We start from the raw sequence: 17,293 nt of genomic DNA on the forward strand, positions 1-17,293 counted from the left end.
CCTCCATGGGCATCAAGAGCAATGTTCCCGCGGGCTTCCACCCACTTTCCCTTACCGGTAAAGGATAGCTGAGTTGACTGGATTTGCACCCATTTTCCGACGGCGATATCGGGATTTCAGCGCCGCCGGCGTTGAAAGGCCCGAACGGCCGCTTCGTCGGCCAGCTTCTGCTCACGCAGGTCCTGCTCGCGCTGCTCCTGCTGACGGCAGCTCTCGATGTACTTTTCCATGCCGCGCCGACGCTCCCAGGCCTCCTGCCACGCTTTCTTTCGCGTCTCGAATACCTTTTCGGCCTGTTCCAGTTGCTTCTGCTGCTGGCGAATCACCTGATCAAGCTGTGCGATGAACGCCTGCCAGGCCTGCAGACGGGTAACCTGAACCACACCCTGCTGACTGCTGCGGATCTGGTCACGATATTCCTGCTGGTAACGATGCAGGTTCTCAACCTGTTCACGCTGTTGCTCGACCTGCTTCCTCGCTTCTCCCATACGCTCGAGGGCTTCCTGCTCCTTTCGCTCCTCGAGGGTCAGAACCACTTCCAGACGCCGGGACCGAAGCATCAGGCCTCACCTCCGCCGCCGGTACCCGAGGGATTTGGCACAGCTGAGCGCCGCCGCTCGGGCGACCGGCGTTCTGGCACCACCGCAAGTAACTGCTCAATGCTCTCGGCCAGGGGCGCGCTCTCGTTCAGTCCCTGCTGCAGGAACTGACGCATGTTGCCTATGTGGGTAATGGCGAAATCAGTTTCCGGATCCGAGCCCTTCACGTAGGCCCCCACGGAGATAAGGTCCCTGGCCTGTTGATAGCGGGAATACACTTGCTTGAATCGCTGGGCGCGCGAAAAATGCTCGGTTTCGGTGACCTGGGGCATGACTCGGCTGATAGAGGCCTCGACGTCGATGGCGGGATAATGTCCTTCCTCTGCCAGGCGCCGGGACAGCACGATGTGACCGTCGAGAATGGCCCTTGCAGCGTCCGCAATGGGATCCTGCTGGTCATCACCCTCGGTGAGAACCGTGTAAAAAGCGGTGATCGAGCCACCACCGGGGCGGCCATTGCCGGTACGTTCAACCAGTTGCGGCAACTTGGCAAACACCGAGGGCGGATAGCCCTTGGTGGCCGGCGGTTCGCCAACCGCCAGAGCAATCTCCCGCTGGGCCTGGGCGTAGCGGGTCAGGGAGTCCATCAGCAGGAGTACCCGCTTGCCCTGATCGCGGTAGTATTCGGCAATTCGAGTGGTCAGCATTGCTGCCCGCAGGCGCATCAGTGGCGAATCATCGGCCGGCGCCGCCACAACTACAGAACGCGCCAGGCCCTCGTCGCCGAGGATATCCTCGATGAATTCCTTGACCTCCCGGCCCCGCTCGCCGATCAGACCCACAACGGTGATATCGGCATTGGTAAAGCGCGTCATCATGCCCAGCAGCATGCTCTTGCCCACGCCACTGCCGGCAAACAGGCCAAGCCGCTGGCCCTGCCCTACGGTCATCAGCGCATTGATGGCGCGAATGCCCACGTCCATGGACTGGCGTACGGGCGCCCGGTTCAGGGGGTTGATGATATCGCCGGTCAGCGATACCCGGGCTTCGGCCTGGAGCGGCCCCTTGCCATCGAGCGGCTCACCGCTGCCATCCACCACCCGGCCAAGCAGTTGCGGGCCCACGGGCACCCGGCTCGCCGCAGACAATGGCACGACACGGGCACCGGGCCGGAGCCCCTCGATGGCCGTCAATGGCATCAGGTAGACCTTGTCGTCCTCGAAGCCCACCACTTCCGCTTCCACATTTCCGGTGTTCTGGCCAAATATGACGCAGCGGTCGCCCACCACCATGGGGCAACCCACGCATTCGAGGGTCAGGCCCACCATGCGGGTCAGGCGGCCGGATAATTCGGGTTCGGGTCCGTTACCAAGAAAGTCCTGAAACCGGTTCAGGCGCTCAGCGAGAGTCGATGTCATCGTCGTCTCCGGGGGCATCCGGCTCAGCGGAATCCAGAACGTCGCGGTGGAACCCGGTCAGATCTTCCATCATGGAGTCGAGTTCTTCGGTTTCTCCGCCTTCGCTGCCTTTCATCTGCTGGTCCAGCATGCCCTGGACTGCCCGCTGGAATCGTTTTTCAACGGTGAAATCCACCAGGCTGTGACGGGTTTCCACCTGACAACCACCGGGCAGAATACTGCTGTCTTCGACAACCGCAGCCGACGCTTCCAGGCGCCCGGCAACCTCCCGGACCAGTTCGCAATCTTCCGGGTTCACGCGGATCCGGATGTTTTCGGCGGTCGACGGCAGGGACTCCATCGCCCGGCGAACCACCTGCTGAATCTGGGAGGAATCCAGAGTAAGTTCCCGATACACTACGGCCCGCGCCAGCACCGTGGTCAGGTTTACCAGCGCCGTCTCAAGCTCGTCTTCATGGCGCTTGATCGGCAATACCAGTTCTCCCATCAGATGCTCAAGTCGATCGAGTTTGCTGTCTATTTCCTTGCGGGCGTCTTCGTAGCCCTCGCCCTTGCCCTGCTCGCGGCCTTCCACAAGGCCAGACTCCAGCCCCTCCTTGTGACCCGCCTCCCGACCTTCGGCAAACCCGGCCTCATAACCCTGTTCGCGGCCCTCGTTGTAGCCGTCCTCGCGGGCCGCCTGGCGGATTTCCTCGATGTCACCGGCCGTCAACGGTTTGACGTCGCGCTCTTCCTCGCGGGGCACTTCGTTGCCCCGCTCATCAAGTAACGGCAACTCCCAGCGCTCATAGGCTGTCAGCTGCTCCTTGGGAATCCGGTTGCGGTCGCGGGTGGAGTCTTTCATTACATCATTTCTTCACCGGCACCACCGAGGGAGATCTCTCCGGCCTCGGCCATGCGCCGGGCGATGGTGATGATGTCCTTCTGGGCTGCTTCCACTTCGCTGACCTTGACCGGCCCCTTGGCCTCCAGATCATCCTGCAGCAATTCCGCGGCACGCTTGGACATGTTCTTGAAGATTTTCTCCTGCACTTCCTCGTCGGCACCCTTGAGGGCCACCACCAGGACTTCCGAGGAAACCTCCCGCAGCAGTGCCTGAATACCCCGATCGTCCACCTCTTTGAGGTTGTCGAACACGAACATCAGGTCCTCGATGGTGCTAGCGAGGTCTGGATCCATGTCCTTGATGGAATCCATCAGGCTGCCCTCAATGCTGCGATCCATGAAGTTCATAATGTCCGCCGCCCGTTTGACGCCCCCGATCCGGCTGGTCTGCGAAGCTGCGCCACCGGAGAACTGTTTCTCGAGGATATCGTTGAGCTCCTGCAGGGCCTGTGGCTGGATGCTCTGCAGCGAGGCGACTCGCATCATTACGTCTAGACGGACCTTATCATCGAGGGTAGCCAGGATTTCCGCGGCCTGGTCCGGATCAAGATAGGAGATCACGATCGCCTGAATCTGCGGATGTTCATAGCGGATGATGTCGCCCACTGCTCGGGGCTCCATCCATTTGAGGGTGTCCAGACCGGTGGTGTTGCCACCGATCAGAATCCGGTCAATCAGGCTGGCGGCCTTGTCATCGCCCAGGGCCTGGGTGAGCATGGCGCGGATGTATTCATCGTTACCCACGCCCAGACCGGTCTGGCCGCCAACGGCGTCCACGAACTGGTTCAATACAAAGGTCACGTCGTCCTTGCTGACGTCCTTCATCTGGGCCATGGCAACGCCTACCCGCTGAACCTCCTTCGGCCCCATGTGCTTGAGCACTTCGGCGGCGTCGGCCTCACCCAGAGACATCAGCAGGATGGCGGCCTGTTCAACCCGGGGAATCTTCCGCTGGGGTTTCTGCGGGGTACCGGCCCCCTGCTGGTTGGCTTGTTCAGTCATCGACGTTCACCCACTGGCGCATCACCTGGGCAACCCTGGCCGGGTCTTCCGCGATCAGCCCTTTCAGTGCATTCAGCTGTCTATCATAACTGTCCGTGGCGCCGGGCAAAAGCAGGTCATCCTGAGACGACATGGCCTTGCGCAACTCGTCACCGCCCTCAATCTCGTCCAGCCCGCCGTAGCCGCCGTCGGAGGTATCCAGGCCGCGCTCTTTCTGACCGCCACCGGACAGGCTCTTGAGCGTCGGGCGCAGCAGACCAAGCACCAGCACCAGAATCACCAAACCCGCCAGCACCTGCTTCATCAGATCCCAGAACCAGGGTTGTTCCCAGAAGCCGGGCGCTTCGAATTCCACCGCCTCCTCGGGCGCAAAGGCCGTGTTCATGACGGTCACACTGTCTCCGCGGGCCGCAGAATAGCCCACGGCGTCACGGACCAGCATACTCAGGCGCTGCAGCTCCTGCTCCGGCCAGGGTTGATAGCTGACTTCGCCAGTCTGGGGGTCCACCACTTTCATGTCATCCACAGCCAGGGCAACGGTCACCCGCTTGATCCGGCCCAGTTCCTGGCGCACATAGCTGACAGTGCGGTCCATTTCATAGTTGCGAGTGGACTCCCTGCGCACGTTTACCGGCTGCGGTGCTGCTCCCTCCTCACCTTCGGCACCGGCGGCCTGTTCGGGCACGGTGGCTTTGGCCGGTGGCTGGTTGGACAGCGCACCGGGAATACCACCCTGTGCACCGGCCGCTCGCTGCTCGGTAAGCTCCCGCTCGCTGCGTACCGCCTGCTGTTCCGGGTTGAACAGTTCCTCAGCCTGCTCAACGGATGAGAAGTCCAGATCCGCCGAGACCTCGGCGCGATAGCGACCATCGCCAACGATGGGCGCAATCAGGGACGCCACCCGACGGGTCAGTCGCTCCTCGACCTTGGCAGTGTACTCGTACTGGTCCTGCATGCGATCGGCATCACCCTGGCTTTCCATGCCGGTGAGCAGGTTGCCGTTCTGGTCAACAACGGTCACCTGGTCCTTGCTCATCATGGGCACGCTGCCGGCCACCAGATTGACGATCGCACTGATCTGCTCCTGCTCCGGGCGGCGGCCGGCAAACACTTCCAGAAATACCGAGGCGGAAGGTTCGCGAGCGTCGCGTACAAACACCGAGCGCTCGGGAATGGCCAGATGCACCCGGGCATTGCGCACACCGCGCATACTGGCAATGGTGCGGGCCAGTTCACCCTCAAGGCCGCGGCGGTAGCTGATGGTTTCCATAAACTGGGAGGTGCCCAGACCGCGCTCCTGGTCCAGCAACTCGTAACCCATGGTCTTCTGGTCTGTTACCCCTTCGGCGGCCAGCTTCAGGCGAGCATTGTAGACCTGTTCTGAGGGCACCAGCAGCGCGCCGGTGCGGGGATCCATCTTGTAGTTAATGCCGTTGCTTTCGAGAATACTGGTGACGTCCTGGGGGTTATAGGACGAGAGATCGCCCACCACAGGCTGGTAATTGGGCTCCTGGGCCCAGAGCACGACAGCGAGACCAAGCGCGACGCTGGCGGCAAGCCCCACCATCAGGCCGATCTGGCGCAGGAGATTCAGGCGGTTGAAGCCCAGGAACAGGTCGCTCCGGCTCTCCGGCGCGTCACCCTCACGCGCGGCGGGCACGTTGGAGGCGTTGGTTTCTGCAGGTACGCTGGCCATCACTCTGCTCCGTTATCAGATCGGCATGTTCATAATGTCTTCGTAGGCCCTGACCACCCGGTTACGAACCTGAGTCAGTGCCTCGAAGGAAACAGAGGATTTCTGGGCGGCAATCATCACCCGGGTGATATCCACGTTGGGATCGCCCATGTCGTAGGCGGTGCGAAGATCGCTGGCCGTTTTCTGGAGATCGTTCACATTGTTGACTGCCTTTCCCAGCATATCGCTGAAACTCGGGGTTTCCTGCGTTTCCTGGGTCTGGCGCGGGCCGTCAATTCGGCCACGAACCGATTGATCCTGTTCGATTCGCTGGTTCTGCATCATCTGTGAACGCAGGGACCGGATATCGGACAAAACGCTGTTGATGTCGGCACGCTGAACCATATCTCACTCCTGGCTCTGCCCACGGCAAGGGCAGCTCTGCTCTGGAAATTCTCAAACGAGACTCTGTTGAGCAAGCCCAAGCAATCGACAGGCCAAAAACCTTTTATTTATATTTATCAGCATCTTGAGGCCGACATTTTCGACTCACCAAGAACCAATGACGGAGTTTTGACAAGGCTTTCCGGGGGGGCCGGACATATCGGGGGTGTCCGGTAAAAAAACGGCACCCCGAAGGGTGCCAATGAAGGAGTTCTTTTGCAGGGGGTCAAGCTATGGACATCTCGGCGTCCAGATCGATACCGGCGTCGCGCATCTGGGCCAGTTTGTAGCGAAGCGTCCTGGGGCTGATGCCCAACTGCTCCGCGGCCCTGTTACGGCGCCCACGCTCCTTGCGCAGGGTCTGGATGATGATACGGAACTCTTGCTGCCTCAGATCATCTCCCAGCGATACCGCCTCGGAGCCAGACCCACGCGCCTCGCCTGGGAACAAACCCTCAGACCGGTTGTCCGGAACGGCGTCGCCCGACTCAGTTGTTGACTCCGGCCTGGAAACCAGTTGCGGTGTCGGCGCTGATGCGTAACCATCCTGCCGACCGGTAATGCCCAGCTCCAGGCAAAGATCGCCAGCGTGAATGACATTGCCCTGATGCAGCACCAGCGCCCGCTGTATGGCGTTGTCCAGCTCCCGGACGTTGCCCGGCCAGCGATGATTCATCAGGGCCGAGCGGGCATCCTGAGCAAAGCTGATGCCTGTCAGTTTCATCTTGCGGGCGTGCTGTTTGAGCAAAGAGGTGGCCAGCGGCATGATATCCAGTGGCCGCTCCCGCAACGGCTGCCAATGCATCGGGAACACTGTCAGGCGATAATACAGATCTTCCCGGAATTTGCCTTCGCGCACGTAATCCGCCAGATCCCGGTTCGTGGTCGCCACCACCCGCACATCGAGGCTGATGGTCTTGCGACCACCCACCCGCTCCACTTCCCGCTCCTGCAGCACCCGCAGCAGCTTTGACTGGAGCCCCAGGTCCATTTCCGATATCTCGTCCAGCAGAATCGTGCCGCCATTGGCCTGCTCAAACTTACCCGGAGACGAAGACACCGCTCCGGTAAAGGCGCCCTTTTCATGGCCAAAGAGGATGGCCTCCAGCATATTCTCGGGTATTGCTGCGCAGTTAATGGCCACGAACGGTTGATCAGCCCTTGGAGACTGCTGGTGAATATACCGCGCCAGCACTTCCTTACCGGTACCGCTTTCGCCGGAAATCATCACCGTCGAATCGCTGGCTGCCACCTTTGCCGCCAACTGGAACATACGTTTGCTGATCGGGTCCTCAGCCACTGGCTCATCACCAGCCTTCCGGGTTCCGCCACCCACCACCTTGCTGACGGCATCGACCAGGAACCGTGGTTCAAAGGGCTTTACCAGATAATCGATAGCTCCCGCCTGCATCGCCGATACCGCATCACTGATCTGGCCATAAGCGGTAATCAGCATCATCGGCAGGCCCGGGTACAGGCGCTGCACCTCTGCAAGCAACTCGTGCCCGGACAACCCGGGCATGTTGACATCGCTCACCACCATATCCACCGGCGACTCCGCCAGTCGGGCCAGGGCCTCACTGGCGTTTGACGCCTCGCGAACGCGGAATTTTGCCAGCTCAAGGGTCGTTACCAGCGCTTCCCGCAGGTCACGGTCATCCTCAACGATCAGTATCTGGGCCTTGGCCATGGGTACCTCCGATCAATCTCTGTTGCGCAGTAACGGTAAACGCAGGGCGGCAACAGCGCCCCCCTGCTTCGGCGATTCGATGGAAAAGCGGCCCTGATGGGCCTTGATCACGGCCTGCACAACCGCAAGACCGAGACCGGTTCCGTGGGACTTGGTGGTGTAAAAGGCTTCCACAAGGCGGTCGGCGTCGCCCGGTGCAAAGCCCGGGCCGTTGTCGATGACACGGATCACCAGTTCACCGGACTCCACCAGGGTTTGCACCGACACCCGGGTAGCCCCCGCTTCCAGACTGTTATTAACCAGATTGGTACACGCGCCGACGAGCGCGTCACGGTTGCACATCAAACGGCAATCACCGCTCAGCGCATTGTCCAGGCTCACGGAGGCACCGGCAGCCAGTCGAAGCCCCTCCACCGCCGACGCCAACGCATGAACCAAGCGGTCCGCAGACAGCTCTTCCGCCAGTCGGGTCTCGCCGCGGGCGAAGATAAGCATGTCGCGTACCTGTTGCTCGAGATGAGTCAATCGCGACATCAGACGGGAGGCGCAGCGCTGGCGCATCTCCTCGTCCAGATCTTCTTCGCTCAGGTGGCCGCCGTAGAGAATGGCGGCCGACAACGGGGTGCGAATCTGATGGGCCAGGGAGGCCACCATCTTGCCCATCGCCGAGAGACGCTGGGCATGAGCCAACTGCGCCTGAAGATGACGGGTTTCGGTTAGATCTGTCAGCAGGATCAACTGGCCGGGCTGGTTTTCCATGGTCCGGATCTCGATACTGACCCGGCGACCGTCTTTCAGAGACACCTCGTGACCATCGTCGCGCCGGGGCGCAAAGCAGCGATGGATCACGTCAATCCAGCGAGCGCCGTCGAGCGGCTCTCCGAGCAGGGCGATGGCCGCCGGATTGGTCTGGGTTACCACCCCCTGGCTGTCCAGAACCACCACACCGGCCGGCAGGGCCTTGAGCAGGGTCGAGAGCCGGTCGGCCAGCTGTTCCTTTTCTTCCAGCTCCTGCTGGCGCTGCTGGGATTCCTGATTGAGCTCGCCGGAGAGCTGATTTACCCGGGATTCAAGGGTGCGGTAGGAATCAGTAATCTGGCGAGACATCCGGTTGAACAGTTCCAGGGCGGAATCGACCGCCTCGTCGTCCTGTTGAGGGAACAACGCGGTAACCTTGTCGTTAACATCCGCCGCTGCATTGGCCTGTTGTTCACCAACGCGGGACTGCAAAAGAAACTGTGCCTGACTCATAACCTGACTCCCCGATCGGCCCTGATTCAGCGGACCCTGTGTTCGGATACTTCGTTTGCAGGTTGGTAAGCCAGCACCGTGCCAAGTTGAATTTTTCTTTATATTTCAGAAGGAAAGAAAAAGGGAAAGGCGGAAATTGACGGTTTTACGTCGGTATGAACGTGGGGCGCCGCCTGAACTTACGATCCTTTGACGCCGCCCCAACAGTACTGAGGGCTTTTCAACTGGGCTCAGGGCTTTTCAGCAAACAGAGCTCAAGGCTGTTCGGATTCCTCTTCTCGAAGTCCGTATTTGCGGACTTTCTCCACCAGGGTGGTCCGGCGGATACGCAGCTTCTCGGCGGCCCTTGCGACCACACCACCCGCTTCGTCCAGCGCCTGCTGGATCAGCTGCTTTTCCAGATTTGAAAGATAGTCCTTGAGGTCGATGCCATTTACCGGCAGCAAGGCCGGCGCGTCGAGCCCCACCAGCCCCGGGATTCCGGACGGCATGCCAGTGTCCTCCACCGGGCGGTTCTCATCGTAATCATCCACGTAGCGGAACTTTTTCGGCAGTTCCTGGACCCCGATCACGCCATAAGGATGCATAATGGCCAGGCGCTCCACCAGGTTGGCCAGCTCGCGAACGTTGCCCGGCCAATCGTGCCGGCAAAGGCTCATGATGGCGGCGGAGTTCATCCTCAGTGAGCCACGTTTTTCCTTTTCCATCCGGGAAATAAGTTCGTTGATCAACAGGGGAATGTCTTCCACCCGATCCCGCAGCGCCGGCATTTCGATCGGAAACACATTAAGCCGGTAGTACAGGTCTTCCCGGAAATCACCGGCTCCAATCATGTCCTCGAGATTCTTGTGGGTGGCCGCAATAACCCGTACGTCGGCTGTCTGGGTACGATTACTGCCCACCCGCTCGAAGGTGCGCTCCTGTAGAACCCGCAGGATCTTGACCTGCATGTTGAGCGGCATGTCACCGATTTCGTCAAGAAACAAGGTGCCCCCCTCGGCCAGCTCGAACCGGCCAACCCTTGCGGTAATCGCGCCGGTAAACGCGCCTTTTTCGTGGCCGAAGAGTTCACTTTCCAGCAACTCGGCAGGAATGGCACCGCAGTTGACCGGAACAAACGGCTTGTCGCGGCGGGAGGAGTGATAGTGCAGGTTCCGGGCAACCACCTCCTTGCCGGTACCGGACTCACCGGTGATCAGGACGCTGACGTCTTTGTCGGCCACCTGCTCCATCAACTGGCGAACCTGCTGAACCTTGCGGCTGGTCCCGACAAGACTGCGAAACAATTGCAAACCACGCTGCTGTCCGCGCTCCCGAGAGCGGCTGAACTGGTCCCGGTAGATCTGGGCCCTGTAGAGGGAATCCACAAATTTGGTGTAGTTCAGGGGCCATTCCATGCGGGCGATGATCCGGGCACCCGCCTCCTCAGGCAGCCCCTTGGGACTTGGGTCACCGGTAACCAGTAGCGGAATACCTTCAGCGGCCCGACAAACCAGCGAGATGTTTTCCACGGCACCGGCGTCCTCGCCGTTCACTACGGCCACGGAAATATCAGCGAGAGTGTCGTCATCACCACTGCCCAAAAGCGCCTTGGCTTCGTCGCCTGCGAGAATTTGCTCCTCACCAATGAACTCAAGAATGGTTACCAGATCCCGACGTCTTGACTCGTCCTCGCTTAGCACCAGCACTTTGTTATTTTTAGACATTAAAACCAAACTCTTGGGGGATTTGTGCGGTATTTAAGACTGTAAGAACGGCCGAGTCAATTTTATGACGCTATTTTGACGGGTTAGACGAAACCTTCTGGTAAGCACGTGCGGCGCTGCGGTTGCGGTTGACGCCCTTGAGTCCGTCTTCGGCCTCCTGACGCGCCGCGCGGGCCGACTGGTCGGCCGCGTCAATAAACTGCTGCAATTCCTCGAGCCGGAGTCTTACCGGCTCGGCTTCAATCTCTCCCGCCTCCAGGCAGGCCATCAGTGGCGCCACCGCAGGCTTAACCTGTTCATTGAGACGGGCCATGGCATCCCAGTCCTGATCCGCGAGCGCCCGGCCCAGTTGCGCCATCAGTTCATCAAGCCGCGCCAGATGCGCTTGTGGGTCTGCCATGCTCTTCTCCCGGAGTATCAGCGGCGGGCGGCTCGACGGGCCGCGGAAGCGGTAAACTCATTGCCCCGGAAACCCGGCTGGAAGTTGTAAGCCGGAAATCCATTGTCCAGACCGTCGATGTAGTAACGCCCCGCCTTGAGGTCGTAGGTCATCTCCATGGTAGTCCAGAACACCGGCTCACTGTAATAGCTGATGTTATGGGCCTCGGACACCCGCCAGAGATTGCCCTGGTCATCGTACTCTTCCGACGCCAGGATCTGCCAGCTGTCCTCATCGATATAGAACACCCGACGATCGTAGATATGGCTGATCCCGGTGCGGCGCTTCGCTTCAACCACCCAGACCCGATGCAACTCATAGCGGGTCAGTTCCTGATTGATGTGACCCGCCCGGATCACGTCTTCGGCGCGGAATTCCGGGCTGTGCAGACGGTAGGCGTTGTAAGGTACGTAGATCTCGCGCTTACCTTTGAGCTCCCAGTCGTACTGGTTCGGCGCCCCGTTGTACATGTCCTTCTGGTCAACCGAGCGCAGGGAGGACGAATTTGGCAGGTCGGTCTCATAGGCCAGATTGGGCGACCGGCGGAGTCGCCGGGATCCGGAATCGTACCGCCATGCAAGGCGGGGCGAACGCACCTGATCCAGAGTTTCATGCACCAGCGTTATGGTGCCCGCGAGCGCGGATGGCGATACCGTATCGGTTTTCAGGTAAAAGATCTTGTTGTCGATCTCTGCCAGTTCGGCACCTTTCTGGCTGTACGCAAAGAAATAGTCGTAATCATTCACGACCGGATTGAAAGAACCGTCCCTCTGCGGGGTTGCCGAGGCACTGCGCAGGGATATGGCCTCACCGCGATAACGCAGAATGTGGTTCCAGATTGCCTCGAGCCCGTTGGATGGAATCGGGAACGGGCTGGTCATAATGGTGTCGCGCACCCCATTGCCGTTGTCCAGCAGTTCTGCAGTGACAGCGTTTTCCCGAAATTTGTCATAGACGTGCTCGGGAAACGCGGCACTGCGTCGAGTCTGATACACCGGCATGAAAAACTCCGGGCCGTAGTTCTCCAGCATGGCAATGTGGCCGTCCGTGAGTTTGTTACGATAAAGATCAAGGTTGCCGGCCGTAATCACGAACAAAGCGTCGTCTTCCGGATAGGGATCTACTTCAACCTGCCCCGGGCGCCAGGCCTTCGGGGGTTTAGCCAGCCCTCCGGTCCAGTCGGGAATGGTACCGGCGTCATTGCCGGCCCGCTCGGCCCCGACCGGGGTCAGATCTCCACCCAGTCGCTCGGCTTCGGCGGCGGCCACTTTCGAGAGGACTTGCCCTGAAAAACCCATACAAAATACTGCAACACCCGCTAGAACGTGACTCCGCACCACTCTGGCCTCCAGAAATTCTTGCTGTTGGTTCGCTGCGACCTTGTTCCCGACGCACACTGGTGGCCCTTTTTGCCAAATTCAAACGACCGTTTCAAGTGGTCGTTTGTATTTTATTGTGAAACACACATCTGGCGGACTCTTCTTTCCCGGCACCGTACAAGCAGAATTGAGGGCAAGGGCGAAATCTGCTGACAGAAATGGTAAGCTCTGTAGTCAACTTTTTCGGAGTTCATCCGCGTCTGATAGCGCAGGTATCCCATGGCCTCTCAATGGCATTCACTCGTTTCCCAGAAACTGTTTCTGGCCGGCACCTTACTGCGGCAGATTGAGCGCGCAGGTGAGGCTGGCGCCGATGCCGGCACGGAGCAGGCCCTGCAGCGCGAAGCGGCTCTGCAAGGGGCCATTGAGCTTTTGCTAAGGGGCCGCCGGCTTTTGTTGGTGATGATTGCGAGGTTGTATCAGGACAAATCAGGACAACCAGATACGCTCGAAGCACTGGGCGCACTGATCGGGAAGGAGTCCAGCGAGGTCATCCGATTGCGGGAACTTGAGCAGACAACCGGAAGCTGGTGGAACCACCTGGATCAGCTGGAGATGTCGCAGGACCGGCCGCCGGCCACACGGAAAACGGTCAGTGCTGAAAACATCATTGCCATCTCGACCGAGACCGGCCCTGATCGCTCAGTTTCGGCAATGCTCAAAACCCTTGCCGCTATCAAGCAGTTCACCAACGAGCTGGAAGAGCAGCATAGCGAGTGGTAGAGCCAGACCTGCCCCGGACACCACGAATTCAACAACGTAAAGGCTTAATGAATGTCACCGTCGTTTTTTGAAATTGTTCAACTCAGCAATGGCGATTACGCGCTGCGCCGCATTGACGATGATAGTGCGCCGCTGGTGAAGATCTCTTTCTCTGCGGAAGCCCGCGAAATGATGGAAGATCGGGACATGTCGGTTGCCAAGGCCATGATTGCCGCTGGCATCGAGGCGGTTGGCAACGTCACCCACGATATTGACTGGGAGGATGATGAGCTGGATGCGGTTGAAGAGGCCCAGCCCTCCTACACCCTCCACTGAGGCTCAACGCTGCCGGAGCACAACGCCGTGGCTGTTTCCCTTGGCCGATGCCTGCTGGAGCGACTCGAGCGCAGCCCTGCCAAGCTTCCCCGTCCACATTACGACAGCGTGACAGGTGCCCGCGCTCAGGGCTCTCTCTGCCAGCTCCTGGGCCGGGTATTCCGGCGTTGATCGGAGTACCAGCAGCTCGCCGGCTACGATTCCGTGCATTTTCTGCCATTTGCTGACCAGAGCCTGGGGCGGATCGATCCAGGCCAGCCAGCGCTTCTCCTGGTTCAGCTGGGTAAGCATGGGCAGCAGCAACTGGAAATTTTCCACCTGGCCCTGCGGCAGAATGATCTCGGTAACGTTACCAGTGGCCTGAGAACCTGTAACTTCCTCCGACTCCGGGTTCCGCCGGGCACGAATAACCGTGCGTCGCTCGCGAGTGGCATTCGCCGATATGGAACCGGACAGGGCATTCGGCTGGTATGCGAGATTCTGGTTGAAGCTGAGTTGTTCCATAATTCACCCGTTATTCAAATGGTTCTGCCGTTGTCTGAGCCGCTCAGTGCAGATCAGAGCGACGGATAACACCCACGCCGAGCCCTTCGATAAACAGTTCCTGTTCGGCCAGGTCTACTTCAATCGGCGCAAATTCCTCGTTCTCGGCAATCAGGTAGACCTTGGAGCCCTCGCGTCGAAAGCGCTTCACAGTGACTTCGTCACCAACCCGGGCGACCACGATCTGGCCGTTGTGGACATCCTGGGTGCTGTGCACCGCCAACAAATCTCCGTCCAGAATCCCGATATTCTTCATGCTCATGCCGCGAACCCTGAGCAGGTAGTCGGCGGATGGCGAGAAAAACTCGGGCTGTAGCGTGCAGTGATCTTCTATGTGTTCCTGGGCCAGGATCGGGCTACCAGCGGCGACCTGACCGATCACCGGCAACCCCAGATCCTCTTCCGCTTCCGGCAGGCGGATACCGCGACTTGCCCCGGGCACCATCTCGATCGCGCCCTTGCGGGCCAGCGCTCTCAGATGCTCCTCTGCCGCGTTGGCCGACCGGAAGCCAAGTTCCGAAGCAATTTCGGCGCGGGTAGGCGGGTAGCCGGTCTCATCAACGTAACGACGGATAATGTCCAGTACCTGTGACTGTCTTGCTGTGAGCTTCATTGACCTACTCCGCTGGCTAAGGGCCTGATATCTGTCTTGACCGCAGTTGCAATGTCGTTAATAGCCTTTTATCGGCCCTGTTTTTTTATACAGTAATCAGACTATATACAGTGTTTTATCCAGTGTAAAGCGCATCCCGCCAATTTCTTCTCCGCGCTTAACGATCGTGCGCTCAGGTCTATGTTATGGTGAAGCGGTACGAACTCACACCAGGGAGTACCATGACACAGTCCAGAGCCTGCAGGATGCCGGATATTCTGAAAACCCGAGAGGGAGAGGATCGAAGGGTTGGCGTTGAAATTGAGCTGTCGGGTATTGGCTATGACGATCTGGTAGCGCTGTCGGCAGAGCTCCTGAAGGGCATTCCCGAACTCAGATCACGCTACGTGACGAATATTGAAACCGGGCTTGGCGAATTTACCGTCGAGCTGGACTCTGATCCCATCAAGGAACTGGACCTGACCGATGAGCGTCTGCCCGAGTCCATACGCGAGTTTGGTGGGCAGGCGATGGATGTGATCGATGCCGCCGCCGAACGGATTGTGCCACTTGAGATCATCAGCCCTCCGATCCCGTTTTCCAATCTGGGTGTGATCGAGTCCCTGATGGACAGCCTGAGGGACGCCGGCGCTCTGGGTAGCCGGGAAGCCATCTACTTCGCCTTCGGCTTACAGTTGAACCCAGAGCTGCCGGACCTGCAGCCGGCTACCCTCGTTCGGTACTTTCAGGCATTTGCCGGGCTCTACGAGTGGTTGAAACACCGACACCAGCTGGATGTCAGTCGCAAGGTCACCACCTACATCGAGCCATGGCATACCCGCTACACCGAGCTGCTGATGGAAGACGACTACCATCCTGACCTGGCGCAGCTGATGGACGACTACCTGGAATACAATCCAACCCGGAACCGCGCCCTTGATCTGCTGCCCCTGTTTGCGCACCTGGACAGCGATCGCCTCAAACGGCACGTGCAGGATCCACGCATCAAGAGCCGGCCCACACTCCATTACCGCCTGCCCGACTGCGACATCAACAACCCCGAGTGGCACTTTTCTACCGTGTGGAACGACTGGGTGGTGCTTGAGCAACTGGCCAACCGTGCCGACGACCTCGCTGAGCTGCGGGCCCTGTTCCGGGAGCGCAGGAAACTGAGTCTCCACAACCTGACACACAGCTGGCGGGAAACCATCGAGGACTGGCTGAGCAAGAAGGGCTATGTCTGAGCTACGGTTGGCAGAAGAGCCGGACGTTCCCGGCCTGACCATTGGCATCAGCGGTCCCACTCGGAAAAGCCTGGCTCACCGGCTTATCGGCCTGGGGCTTCGTCTGCAGGGAGCGCGGACTTACTACATACGGCCCGGTGCCCGTGTCGATGTTACCCTGCTGGACGGCCTGGTCCTCTCTGGCGGCACCCATGTGCATCCGGAACGCTTTGGGCAGCAACCGCAGGTGAGCGCCCGCTATGACAGAAAGCGGGATGCCACCGACCAGGCGCTCCTGGAGGGCGCAGAGGCCATTGGTATTCCAGTGCTGGGCATCTGCCGCGGGGCCCAGTTCATCAATGTGTTTCGAGGCGGATCGCTGTGCCAGAACGTAACACCGCTGCGAGTAAACACCCGCCACCGGCCTCTGCTTTTGCCGCTGCAAACCGTTCGGGTGGTGACCGCCAGCCGTCTGGAGCAGGCCATGGATTCGCCGGTTATCGGTGCCAATCGGATTCACAGCCAGGCCATCAAGCGGCTTGGCCGGGACCTCCGGGTGACAGCACTGGACAACGATCTGTTCGTCCAGGCATTCGAAAACACCCGGGGCCAGTGGCTTATGGGTGTGCAGTGGCACCCCGAATACCTGCTGTACCACGGCGGGCATCGGCGCATCTTTGCCCAGTTCGTGGCGGCCGCCCGCAAACTTAAACTGGCCCGGCTGGATCCTGATACCGGCGAGGCCTGACAACATTCGCGCCTATAGGAGGCACACAATGGACGTACAGAAACTCAAACGGCGCCTTGGCGTCAGCCTTGCCCTGTTGGCGCCGGCATTGGCAGTAGCGGGAGAAGTAACACTCACGGGCGAGGGCCGGGTCCGCTACGAGCCGGACAGTGCCCGACTGCAGTTCACCGCCAGTGCCGAACACGCCCTGCCCCAGAAAGCCACCGAACGGGTCGCCAACCTGATGTCGCAATGGCGGGAGGGTATTGCCGATTACCGGGACCGGCTTGCAGACTACAGCGATGCAACCGTGAATCTCTACACTCGCACCCTACCGCCCGAGGACAGGAACAAGGAGCCCGAGAAGCGCGCAGTTGCCTCCCAGACCATCAGCTTCAGCATCAACGACCTGACCCTGCTCAATCCCCTGCTGCAGGAAGCTCAGGCCATCGGGCTGGACTATCACCTGGGGCCACACCAGTTCTTCCACTCCAACGAGACCGGACTGGAACAGGAGGCGCTGGCCCGGGCCATTGCCGACGCCAAAGCCCGCTGCCAATTCGTGGCGAAGCAGCTTGATCAGCGCTGCGGCGAGGTCGTGACCCTTAATATCAATGGCGGCCACCGTCCCATACCCATGATGATGGCAGAGGCGAAGTCCGCCTCGGATACCGTTTCAAGCGTGGGAGAGCGGGAAATCGAGGCTTCGGTCAACGCCACCTTCGAGCTTGAGTGACGCCGG

Annotated in this window: 18 protein-coding genes; 5 read left to right on the forward strand and 13 right to left on the reverse strand. The window is 59.8% G+C overall.

Features of this window, described 5'->3' with window-relative positions:
- Positions 1 to 116: 116 nt before the first annotated feature.
- The 11 genes from fliJ to BM344_RS04325 form a co-directional block, all read right to left on the reverse strand.
- Positions 117 to 560, reverse strand: coding sequence for a flagellar export protein FliJ (fliJ, locus tag BM344_RS04275; protein ID WP_091986394.1), 444 nt, complete (start codon positions 558 to 560; stop codon positions 117 to 119).
- The gene (gene fliI / locus BM344_RS04280) at positions 560 to 1,957 is read right to left on the reverse strand and encodes a flagellar protein export ATPase FliI (RefSeq protein WP_091986396.1); all 1,398 of its coding nucleotides are present in this window, start codon (positions 1,955 to 1,957) and stop codon (positions 560 to 562) included. The genes fliJ and fliI overlap by 1 nt, the downstream gene beginning before the upstream one ends.
- Entirely contained in the window at positions 1,938 to 2,801 is an 864-nt protein-coding gene (locus BM344_RS04285) for a flagellar assembly protein FliH (protein ID WP_091986399.1), read from the reverse strand. Before BM344_RS04285 ends, fliI begins: the two co-directional genes overlap by 20 nt.
- Entirely contained in the window at positions 2,801 to 3,844 is a 1,044-nt protein-coding gene (gene fliG / locus BM344_RS04290; protein ID WP_091986401.1) for a flagellar motor switch protein FliG, read from the reverse strand. The genes BM344_RS04285 and fliG overlap by 1 nt, the downstream gene beginning before the upstream one ends.
- Positions 3,837 to 5,540, reverse strand: coding sequence for a flagellar basal-body MS-ring/collar protein FliF (gene fliF / locus BM344_RS04295; RefSeq protein ID WP_091986403.1), 1,704 nt, complete (start codon positions 5,538 to 5,540; stop codon positions 3,837 to 3,839). Before fliF ends, fliG begins: the two co-directional genes overlap by 8 nt.
- Before the next feature lie 15 nt (positions 5,541 to 5,555).
- Entirely contained in the window at positions 5,556 to 5,924 is a 369-nt protein-coding gene (fliE, locus tag BM344_RS04300) for a flagellar hook-basal body complex protein FliE (protein WP_091986406.1), read from the reverse strand.
- A gap of 265 nt (positions 5,925 to 6,189) precedes the next feature.
- Positions 6,190 to 7,653, reverse strand: coding sequence for a sigma-54-dependent transcriptional regulator (locus tag BM344_RS04305; protein WP_091986407.1), 1,464 nt, complete (start codon positions 7,651 to 7,653; stop codon positions 6,190 to 6,192).
- A gap of 12 nt (positions 7,654 to 7,665) precedes the next feature.
- On the reverse strand, positions 7,666 to 8,904 hold the full coding sequence (locus BM344_RS04310; protein WP_091986410.1) for a sensor histidine kinase: 1,239 nt from the start codon (positions 8,902 to 8,904) through the stop codon (positions 7,666 to 7,668).
- A 254-nt stretch (positions 8,905 to 9,158) separates the two neighbouring features.
- Positions 9,159 to 10,610 carry a sigma-54 dependent transcriptional regulator gene (locus tag BM344_RS04315; protein WP_091986412.1) on the reverse strand — a complete coding sequence of 484 codons (1,452 nt, stop codon included), beginning with the start codon at positions 10,608 to 10,610 and terminating at the stop codon, positions 9,159 to 9,161.
- A gap of 70 nt (positions 10,611 to 10,680) precedes the next feature.
- Positions 10,681 to 11,010 (reverse strand): SOS cell division inhibitor, encoded by a 330-nt coding sequence (locus BM344_RS04320; protein ID WP_091986414.1) that lies wholly within the window; start codon positions 11,008 to 11,010, stop codon positions 10,681 to 10,683.
- Positions 11,011 to 11,027: 17 nt separating this feature from the next.
- Positions 11,028 to 12,347 carry a DUF1329 domain-containing protein gene (locus tag BM344_RS04325; RefSeq protein WP_228143548.1) on the reverse strand — a complete coding sequence of 440 codons (1,320 nt, stop codon included), beginning with the start codon at positions 12,345 to 12,347 and terminating at the stop codon, positions 11,028 to 11,030.
- Positions 12,348 to 12,647: 300 nt separating this feature from the next.
- Between BM344_RS04325 and BM344_RS04330 the strand changes: the two genes are divergently transcribed.
- Entirely contained in the window at positions 12,648 to 13,151 is a 504-nt protein-coding gene (locus BM344_RS04330) for a DUF6586 family protein (RefSeq protein ID WP_091986416.1), read from the forward strand.
- 51 nt (positions 13,152 to 13,202) lie between these two features.
- Positions 13,203 to 13,466, forward strand: a complete 264-nt coding sequence (locus tag BM344_RS04335) for a hypothetical protein (protein WP_091986418.1) — start codon at positions 13,203 to 13,205, stop codon at positions 13,464 to 13,466.
- Positions 13,467 to 13,469: 3 nt separating this feature from the next.
- On the opposite strand, the gene BM344_RS04340 is transcribed toward BM344_RS04335, so the two are convergent.
- Positions 13,470 to 13,970: a cell division inhibitor SulA gene (locus BM344_RS04340; RefSeq protein ID WP_091986420.1), complete on the reverse strand. Its 501-nt coding sequence runs from the start codon at positions 13,968 to 13,970 to the stop codon at positions 13,470 to 13,472.
- A 43-nt stretch (positions 13,971 to 14,013) separates the two neighbouring features.
- Positions 14,014 to 14,622: a transcriptional repressor LexA gene (gene lexA / locus BM344_RS04345; RefSeq protein ID WP_091986422.1), complete on the reverse strand. Its 609-nt coding sequence runs from the start codon at positions 14,620 to 14,622 to the stop codon at positions 14,014 to 14,016.
- 221 nt (positions 14,623 to 14,843) lie between these two features.
- Between lexA and BM344_RS04350 the strand changes: the two genes are divergently transcribed.
- Genes BM344_RS04350 through BM344_RS04360 form a run of 3 tightly spaced genes read left to right on the forward strand, consistent with a single transcriptional unit; the run spans position 14,844 to position 17,287 of the window.
- Positions 14,844 to 15,845: an amidoligase family protein gene (locus BM344_RS04350; RefSeq protein WP_091986424.1), complete on the forward strand. Its 1,002-nt coding sequence runs from the start codon at positions 14,844 to 14,846 to the stop codon at positions 15,843 to 15,845.
- Positions 15,838 to 16,572: a gamma-glutamyl-gamma-aminobutyrate hydrolase family protein gene (locus tag BM344_RS04355; RefSeq protein WP_091986426.1), complete on the forward strand. Its 735-nt coding sequence runs from the start codon at positions 15,838 to 15,840 to the stop codon at positions 16,570 to 16,572. The genes BM344_RS04350 and BM344_RS04355 overlap by 8 nt, the downstream gene beginning before the upstream one ends.
- A 28-nt stretch (positions 16,573 to 16,600) precedes the next feature.
- On the forward strand, positions 16,601 to 17,287 hold the full coding sequence (locus BM344_RS04360) for an SIMPL domain-containing protein (protein ID WP_091986429.1): 687 nt from the start codon (positions 16,601 to 16,603) through the stop codon (positions 17,285 to 17,287).
- Positions 17,288 to 17,293 lie beyond the last annotated feature (6 nt).

The sequence above is a fragment of the Marinobacter gudaonensis genome (assembly GCF_900115175.1).
GTDB lineage: Bacteria > Pseudomonadota > Gammaproteobacteria > Pseudomonadales > Oleiphilaceae > Marinobacter > Marinobacter gudaonensis.

Bases quoted from the DNA above. Each gene is read 5' to 3' on its own strand.
- fliJ (WP_091986394.1), bottom strand. From the start codon at position 560: ATGCTTCGGTCCCGGCGTCTGGAAGTGGTTCTGACCCTCGAGGAGCGA.
- fliI (WP_091986396.1), bottom strand. From the start codon at position 1,957: ATGACATCGACTCTCGCTGAGCGCCTGAACCGGTTTCAGGACTTTCTT.
- BM344_RS04285 (WP_091986399.1), bottom strand. From the start codon at position 2,801: ATGAAAGACTCCACCCGCGACCGCAACCGGATTCCCAAGGAGCAGCTG.
- fliG (WP_091986401.1), bottom strand. From the start codon at position 3,844: ATGACTGAACAAGCCAACCAGCAGGGGGCCGGTACCCCGCAGAAACCC.
- fliF (WP_091986403.1), bottom strand. From the start codon at position 5,540: ATGGCCAGCGTACCTGCAGAAACCAACGCCTCCAACGTGCCCGCCGCG.
- fliE (WP_091986406.1), bottom strand. From the start codon at position 5,924: ATGGTTCAGCGTGCCGACATCAACAGCGTTTTGTCCGATATCCGGTCC.
- BM344_RS04305 (WP_091986407.1), bottom strand. From the start codon at position 7,653: ATGGCCAAGGCCCAGATACTGATCGTTGAGGATGACCGTGACCTGCGG.
- BM344_RS04310 (WP_091986410.1), bottom strand. From the start codon at position 8,904: ATGAGTCAGGCACAGTTTCTTTTGCAGTCCCGCGTTGGTGAACAACAG.
- BM344_RS04315 (WP_091986412.1), bottom strand. From the start codon at position 10,610: ATGTCTAAAAATAACAAAGTGCTGGTGCTAAGCGAGGACGAGTCAAGA.
- BM344_RS04320 (WP_091986414.1), bottom strand. From the start codon at position 11,010: ATGGCAGACCCACAAGCGCATCTGGCGCGGCTTGATGAACTGATGGCG.
- BM344_RS04325 (WP_228143548.1), bottom strand. From the start codon at position 12,347: ATGGGTTTTTCAGGGCAAGTCCTCTCGAAAGTGGCCGCCGCCGAAGCC.
- BM344_RS04330 (WP_091986416.1), top strand. From the start codon at position 12,648: ATGGCCTCTCAATGGCATTCACTCGTTTCCCAGAAACTGTTTCTGGCC.
- BM344_RS04335 (WP_091986418.1), top strand. From the start codon at position 13,203: ATGTCACCGTCGTTTTTTGAAATTGTTCAACTCAGCAATGGCGATTAC.
- BM344_RS04340 (WP_091986420.1), bottom strand. From the start codon at position 13,970: ATGGAACAACTCAGCTTCAACCAGAATCTCGCATACCAGCCGAATGCC.
- lexA (WP_091986422.1), bottom strand. From the start codon at position 14,622: ATGAAGCTCACAGCAAGACAGTCACAGGTACTGGACATTATCCGTCGT.
- BM344_RS04350 (WP_091986424.1), top strand. From the start codon at position 14,844: ATGACACAGTCCAGAGCCTGCAGGATGCCGGATATTCTGAAAACCCGA.
- BM344_RS04355 (WP_091986426.1), top strand. From the start codon at position 15,838: ATGTCTGAGCTACGGTTGGCAGAAGAGCCGGACGTTCCCGGCCTGACC.
- BM344_RS04360 (WP_091986429.1), top strand. From the start codon at position 16,601: ATGGACGTACAGAAACTCAAACGGCGCCTTGGCGTCAGCCTTGCCCTG.